Origin of the sequence: Burkholderia sp. B10 (assembly GCF_004368385.1) — a bacterium.
GTDB classification, from domain to species: domain Bacteria; phylum Pseudomonadota; class Gammaproteobacteria; order Burkholderiales; family Burkholderiaceae; genus Burkholderia; species Burkholderia vietnamiensis.
Window position 1 is genome coordinate 109,402 of sequence record NZ_PQMX01000012.1, and the last position, 7,291, is coordinate 116,692.

Here is a 7,291-nt window from a genome sequence, read left to right on the forward strand (position 1 = left end):
GTTTCGGCTTCGGCTTCCGGTTCAGCGTAAAGGAGCGCCCATGCCAGCCGAGCTGAAGCGCATCGCGAGTCAGGTCGCGAATGCGGGGCGCAAGCCGTTCGAGCCCGGCCGCGCGCGTCGCTACCAGCAGTTGCTGCTGTACGGCGGCGGCTTCGCGGTGACGCTGTTCATCCTGATGTGCGCGCTGCTCGTCACGCGGCTCGACGTGCAGGACTATCGCGCGCAGGCCCGTTTGACGTTCCTTTATCGCAAGGCGCAATTCTCCCGCACGCTGGAGATGGCCGACATGGTGCTCGCGACCTATGGCGGCAGGATCGAGCAGCTGTGGAATCAGGGCGCGCGGCCGTCTGCCGATGCGCTCGCGCAATTCTCTGCTGCCGGCGGCGTGCTGGGTGCGAGCAACGGCGACGGCAGCGAGACGCTGCTCGCGCTCGCGCGGCTCACGCCGGATCGTCCCGCACCATCGTATGCGCGCTATCTCGGCGCGCTGTTCGGTCTGGTCCGGCAGGACGATCGATCCGGGCACGTGCTGCCGCCGGCGCTCGTGTCCGGCGGCGAACCGCTCGGTGGCTATCTGATCGGGCTCGATGCGCCGTTTCTGGCCGTGCTCGGCACCGAACTCGTGCCGCGCGCGCACACGCTCGAGCCCGGCACCGACCTGCACACGCTGATCGACGGGCTGATGCCGACCGGCATCGCACGGCAGAAGACGCTGATGCAGAGCCGTCCGTTCGTGTTCGATCGACGCCTCGATCCGCTGTCGGGCCGGGTCGTCATGCGCTTCGCGCGCCGGCTCGACGATGCGGCCGGCCGGCCGTTCGGCTGGCTGGTGATCAACGGCTTGCATCGTGTCGACGACGTGATGGCGCCGCGTTCCGACGACGAAGACGTTGCGATCGTCGACGCGCGCCATGACATCGTGTTCGGACGCGAGCGCGACCGGTCGATGATCGAGCGCGCGTTGCACGACGCGCGCGCGCCGCTCGGCGATCACGTCGCGGTGCGGCGCGTCGGCGCGCGCTTCGTCGTCTACGATCGCCTGCCGGGCACAGGCCTCGTGATGATGACGAGCTTCTCGTGGCGCAGCATGGTGCGGGAGATGCGTGTCGGCTTGGGCATCACGTTCGGCGCGGCGCTGCTCGGGATCGTGCTGCTGTGGTCGGCGATCGTGCTGTTCGATCGTCGCGCGCTGCGCCCCGCGCATCGGCGTGCGATCCGCCTGATCGAGAGCGAGGCGTTCAACCGCACGCTGGCCCGTCATGCGCCCGCGGGTTTGTTGCTGCTGTCGGCGGCGGACGGCGAGACGATGGTGCACAACGACGCGGTGCGCGCGTACGACGGCGGCGCGGGCGGCCAGCGGCTCGGCAAGCGCATCTGGGACGCGTACCGCGAGCGCGCGGCGGCCGGCGACGGTCGGCTCGACGTGATGCAGCACGAACTGGCGGTCGAGCAAGCGGACCACGGCAAGGTTTATCTGGCATTGCAGGTCGTACGGACGATGTTCCACGGCGTCGACGTGCTGCTGTGCACGCTGACCGACGTCACCGCGCGCAAGCTGACCGAAGACAAGCTGAAGGAGGCGCGCACCGCGGCCGAGGATGCGAACAAGGCGAAATCGACGTTCCTCGCGACGATGAGCCACGAGATCCGCACGCCGCTGAACGCGATCGTCGGCAATCTCGAATTGATGGCGCGCGCGCAATTGCCGTTGGCGGAACGGCGACGGTTGCAGACGGTGATGTCGTCGTCGGATGCGTTGCTGCACACCATCAACGACGTGCTCGACCTGTCGAAGGCGGAGTCGAACCAGATGGCGCTCGAAGCCGTTCCGTTCGATTTGCGCGCGGTGCTGCACGAAGTTGCGGCGATTTTTCGTGCGCTCGCGGACGCGAAGCATCTGCGGCTCGAATGCGTGATCGCGGCCGGGCTCGGCGACGGGTACGTCGGCGATCCGGCCCGCGTGCGGCAAATCGTTTCGAACCTCGTCAGCAACGCGATCAAGTTCACCGAGCATGGCAGCGTGACGGTCGAAGCGCTGCCGGCAGCCGTGCCGGGGCGCGGTGTGGAAATCGTGGTGCGCGATACGGGCATCGGCATCGAGCCGGACAGCATGCCGACGTTGTTCGACGTCTATGTGCAGACCGATGCGTCGATTTACCGGCGCTTCGGCGGCACGGGGCTCGGGTTGCCGCTGTGCCGGCGTCTCGCACGGCTGATGGGCGGCGACGTGACGGTCGAAAGCCGGCCGGGGGCGGGCGCCGTGTTTACGGCATCGCTGCCGCTGGCCGATGCGCCGTTGCGGGGGCGCGCAGCGGTTGATGCAAGGGCGAGCGGCGCGAAAGGGGCCGGGGCGCGTCGCGCGGAGGTGGCCGGCGCTGAGGCAACTGAGGCTGAGGTAACGGGAGCCGACGCGGCTCGGGTCGACGGAATTGGAGCCGATGGAACTGGGGCCACGGGAACGGAAGCCGACGGAACTGGCGCGGAGGGAACGGAAGCCGAGGCAACTGGAGCCAGCGGAACAGAAGCCAAGAGAACCGGAGCCGACGCAATGGCGGCCGCAACGAGGGCCGCTGCCACACCTACGAATGCAACGAGCCGCCCCGCAGCGACTCCCAAACCGATAGAAACCCATGCCCGCACGTCGGCGCTCTCACCGGTGCAGCCCCCGGCACCGGCATGCAGCGCCGACGTCGAAACGCCGCTGCGCGTGCTCGTCGCGGAAGATCATCCGGCGAGCCGCGCCTTGCTGCGCGACCAGCTCGACGCGCTGCACTGCGATGCGACGCTGGTGTCGAACGGCATCGAAGCGATGCGCGCGTTTTTCGCGCGGCCGTTCGACGTGGTGCTGACCGATCTCGGCATGCCCGAACTCGACGGCTTCGCGCTCGCGAATTGCCTGCGCGAACAGGGTGCAAACGTGCCGGTGATCGCGATGACCGCGCATGCCACGGACGAAGACCGTCGCCGCTGCGCGCAGGCCGGTGCGGTGGAAGTGGTGCTCAAGCCGCTGTCGATCGATGCGCTCGACGCGGTGCTGACGCGGCACGCGAGGCGCGCTGCGGCGGCCCGGTCGTCTACGGGCGATTCTGCCGATTCGGGCGACCGGCCGATACCGCCGATGACCGACGAGATCCGCGAGAATTTGCGGACCGCGACGCTGCTGTCTCTGGCATTGATCGACGACGCGCTGCCGCGCGGAGACGTCGAGCGCATCCGCGTGGAGCTGCATTCGATGCGCGGCGGTTTCGCGCTGGCCGGCGATATCGTCGCTGGCGCCGCTTGCGCGCATGCCGAGCGGATCTTCTCGCAGGGCCGAACCGCCGCGCTGCGGGCGGCATGGCCGGCGTGTCGCGCGGCCATCGAGCGGTCGGCCGAGCGTCTGCGTGCAGCCGGCTCGGGAACAGGGAGCGAGCCCGCGTGAAGCAAGTGGGGCGCGACGCGTCGGCGGCTCGCGACACGACGCGCCTCGCACCGCTCAGCCGTCGCGAAAGATCTCCGCGTAGGCGCTCAGCGCAGGCACTCCGCCGAGATGCGCATACAGCACCTTCGATCCCGGCTCGAATTCCCCGCGACGCACCATGTCGATCATCCCGTGCATCGATTTGCCTTCGTAGACGGGGTCCGTCAACACGCCTTCCAGACGCGCGCACAGCCGGATCGCCTCCAGCGTGCCGTCGTTCGGCAACCCGTACTCGGGGCCCGCGTAGCGCGTGTCGAGCACGACGTCCGCGTCTGCGATCGGCCGGCCGAGTTCGACCAGTTCGGCCGTATGCCGCGCGATGCGGGTGATCTGCTCGCGCGTGCGCTCGGGCGTTGCCGATGCGTCGATGCCGATCACGCGATCCGCGCGTCCGTCGGCCGCGAAGCCGACCACCATCCCCGCCTGCGTGCTGCCGGTCACCGAGCACACCACGACGTAATCGAACCGGAAGCCGAGCTGCGCCTCCTGTTCGCGCACCTCCTCTGCGAAGCCGACGAAGCCGAGCCCGCCGAGCGGATGCTCGGAGCAGCCGGCCGGAATCGGATAGGGCTTGCCGCCGGCCTGCCGGACGCTTTCCATCGCATCTTCCCAGCTGCGGCGAATGCCGATGTCGAAGCCGTCGGCGACGAGCCGCACGTCGGCGCCCATCATGCGCGACAACTGGATGTTGCCGACGCGATCGTAGACCGGATCGTCGTAGTTGACCCAGTGCTCCTGCACGAGCACGCACTTCATCCCGAGATGCGCGGCGACGGCCGCGACCTGGCGCGTTTGATTCGACTGCACGCCGCCGATCGACACGAGCGTGTCGGCGCCTTGCGCGAGTGCATCGGGGATCAGGTATTCGAGCTTGCGCGTCTTGTTGCCGCCGAACGCGAGACCGCTGTTGCAGTCCTCGCGCTTTGCATACAGCTCGACCTTGCCGCCGAGGTGCGCGCTCAGGCGCTTGAGCGGCTGGATCGGCGTCGGGCCGAACGTGAGCGGGTAGCGGGGAAAACGTTGCAGGTTCATCGACGGGCTCCGAAGGACGGTGGGCGGAAGCGCGGAGGCGTGATGCGTGTTGTGCCGCGCGCTGATCGAAAAATGATAGGCAAGAGCGCGAGAAATGAGCTTGCGAAGTAAATGGGCGTTGGCCTACGTTATCATTCAAACTGCAATGCGTGGAGCAATTCTGATTCGTAAAAACGCCAGGAGGCGCAATGAAATTAACTCGTGGTCGCGCGTCGCCCGTCGATGCCGCGCCGGCGCTCGATCGCATCGACCGCGCGATCCTCAAGCAACTGCAGCAGGACGCGTCGATCTCGAACGTGCGCCTCGCCGCGCGCGTGAAGCTGAGCGCGCCGGCGTGCCTGCGGCGCGTGGAGCGGCTCAAGGAGATGGGGTTGATCCGCGGCATCGTTGCGTTGCTCGACCCGAAGCCGCTCGGCGCCGGGATGCTGGTCGTGATCGGTTTCGTGCTCGACCGCTCGACGCCCGAAGCGTTCGCCGCGTTCGAGAAGGCTGCGCAGAAGGTGTCGGGATGCGTCGAATGTCACGTGGTGACGGGCGAATTCGACTACTTCATGCTGGTCCGCACGCGCGACAACGAGAGCTTCAATCGGCTGCATGCGGAGCAACTGCTGTATCTGCCCGGCGTGCGCCAGGTGCGCTCGTTCATGGTGCTCAAGGAAATTCTGTCGACGCACGCGCTGCCGATATAGCGGCGCGTGACGTTCGCCGCGCGGTGCGAATGCCGCCCGCATCCGCCCGCCGCGACAGCGACAGCGACGGAACGACCATCGTGCGCCAGGACCGCTCGTCCATCGTGCTCAAGGAAATCCTGTCGACGCACGCGTTGCCGATATAGCGCGGCGTGGCTTCCGCCGCGCAACGCTAACGCCGTCCGCGCCCGGCCGCCGCGACAGCGCCGCATGGCCCGTCATCACGCCGCCGCCGCATGCCGGCGGCCCGCACGCACCGTCACGACGCGTAATTGGGCGTTCGCGTATGCTCGACCCGGCGGCGGCCGGTGCCGCCGCGAGCCGGATCATTCATTCGTGCGACGACCATCAACGAGCGAGGGCACCATGGCTGGACAAACAATGGCGGAATACCTGGCGAAGACGCTGGCGGCAGCGGGCGTCGAGCGCATCTGGGGCGTGACGGGCGACAGCCTGAACGGGCTGTCGTTCAGCCTCGCCCAGATGGGCTCGATCCGCTGGATGCATACGCGGCACGAGGAAAGCGCGGCATTCGCGGCCGGCGCGGACGCCGCGTCGAGCGGACGTCTCGCCGTGTGCGCCGGCAGCTGCGGGCCGGGCAACCTGCACCTGATCAACGGCCTGTACGATTGCCATCGCAACCACCAGCCGGTGCTCGCGATCGCGGCGCACATTCCGTCGACCGAGATCGGCCTCGGCTACTTCCAGGAGACGCACCCGCAGGAGTTGTTCCGCGAGTGCAGCCATTTCGCGGAACTCGTAACCAACGCGTCGCAGTTTCCGCGCGTGCTCGCGCGCGCGATGCGCACCGCGATCGAGGAGCGCGGCGTCGCGGTGATCGTGCTGCCGGGCGACATTGCGCTCGGCGACGGCCCGCAGGAGCCGCCATCGTGGAGCGTATCGGCGCCGCCGTCGATCCTCCCCGCGGACGCCGATCTCGACCGGCTCGCGGCGCTGCTCAACGAATCGGACGCGGTGACGCTGCTCTGCGGCAGCGGCACGCAGGGCGCGCACGACGAAGTGGTCGCGCTCGCCGACATGCTCGGCGCGCCGGTCGTGCATGCGCTGCGCGGCAAGCAGTTCGTCGAATGGGACAACCCGTTCGACGTCGGGATGACGGGGCTGATCGGCTTCAGCTCCGGCTATCACGCGATGGAGTCGTGCGACACGCTGCTGATGCTCGGCACCGACTTTCCGTATCGGCCGTTCTATCCGGCCCACGCGAAGATTGCGCAGATCGACTGGAAGGGCTCGCAGCTCGGCCACCGCGCCCCGCTCGCGCTCGGGCTCGTCGGCACCGTGAAGGAGACGATCGCGGCGTTGCTGCCGCGCCTCACGCGCAAGACGCAGCGGCACTTCCTGGAGAACGCGCTGAAGCACTACGCGGCCGCCCGCAAGAGCCTCGACGATCTCGCCGTGCCGGAGCCGCCGGGCCGCGCGATCCATCCGCAGTATCTGACGAAGCTCGTCGACGAAATCGCTGGGGAGGACGCGATCTTCACGGCCGACGTCGGCACGCCGACGCTATGGGCCGCGCGCTACCTGACGATGAACGGCAAGCGGCAGCTGCACGGGTCGTTCAATCACGGCTCGATGGCCAACGCGATGCCGCAGGCGCTCGGCGCACAGGGCGCGCATCCGGGGCGGCAGGTGGTGTCGCTGTCCGGCGACGGCGGGCTGTCGATGCTGCTCGGCGATCTGCTGACCGCGCGCCAGCTCAATCTGCCGATCAAGGTCGTCGTGTACAACAACAGCCTGCTCGGCTTCGTGTCGATGGAGTTGAAGGCCGCCGGCTATCTCGACACCAACGTCGATCTGAGCGCGACCGATTTCGCGGCGATCGCGAAAGGCGCGGGGATCTTCAGCGTGCGCGTCGAGCATTCGGAGAACGTCGCTCAAGCGCTGCGCAGCGCGTTCGAGCACGACGGGCCGGCGCTCGTCGACGTCGTCACGTCGAAGTACGAGCTCGCGATGCCGCCGAAGATCGAACTCGCGCATGCAAAGGGCTTCAGCCTGTTCATGCTGCGCGCGATCCTGAGCGGTCGCGGCGACGAGATCGTGGAACTCGCGCGGACAAATCTGCGCTGAGGGGCGGGGTGGGGGCGCGGCG

4 protein-coding genes are annotated in these 7,291 nt (G+C 68.3%); 3 read left to right on the top strand and 1 reads right to left on the bottom strand.

From position 1 onward, the window contains the following. Positions 1 to 40 precede the first annotated feature (40 nt). The gene (locus C3Y15_RS09120) at positions 41 to 3,421 is read left to right on the top strand and encodes an ATP-binding protein (RefSeq protein ID WP_059462837.1); all 3,381 of its coding nucleotides are present in this window, start codon (positions 41 to 43) and stop codon (positions 3,419 to 3,421) included. Between the two features lie 54 nt (positions 3,422 to 3,475). On the opposite strand, the gene C3Y15_RS09125 is transcribed toward C3Y15_RS09120, so the two are convergent. Further along, a complete protein-coding gene (locus C3Y15_RS09125; RefSeq protein WP_011881270.1) occupies positions 3,476 to 4,492 on the bottom strand; it encodes a 1-aminocyclopropane-1-carboxylate deaminase in 1,017 nt (338 codons plus the stop codon). 188 nt (positions 4,493 to 4,680) lie between these two features. Here C3Y15_RS09125 and C3Y15_RS09130 point away from each other — a divergent pair, with 188 nt between their 5' ends. Both C3Y15_RS09130 and poxB read left to right on the top strand, forming a co-directional pair. After that, positions 4,681 to 5,181: an Lrp/AsnC family transcriptional regulator gene (locus tag C3Y15_RS09130; protein WP_011881271.1), complete on the top strand. Its 501-nt coding sequence runs from the start codon at positions 4,681 to 4,683 to the stop codon at positions 5,179 to 5,181. Between the two features lie 366 nt (positions 5,182 to 5,547). Continuing rightward, complete coding sequence (gene poxB / locus C3Y15_RS09135) at positions 5,548 to 7,269, top strand: ubiquinone-dependent pyruvate dehydrogenase (protein ID WP_069239889.1); 1,722 nt, start codon at positions 5,548 to 5,550, stop codon at positions 7,267 to 7,269. Positions 7,270 to 7,291 lie beyond the last annotated feature (22 nt).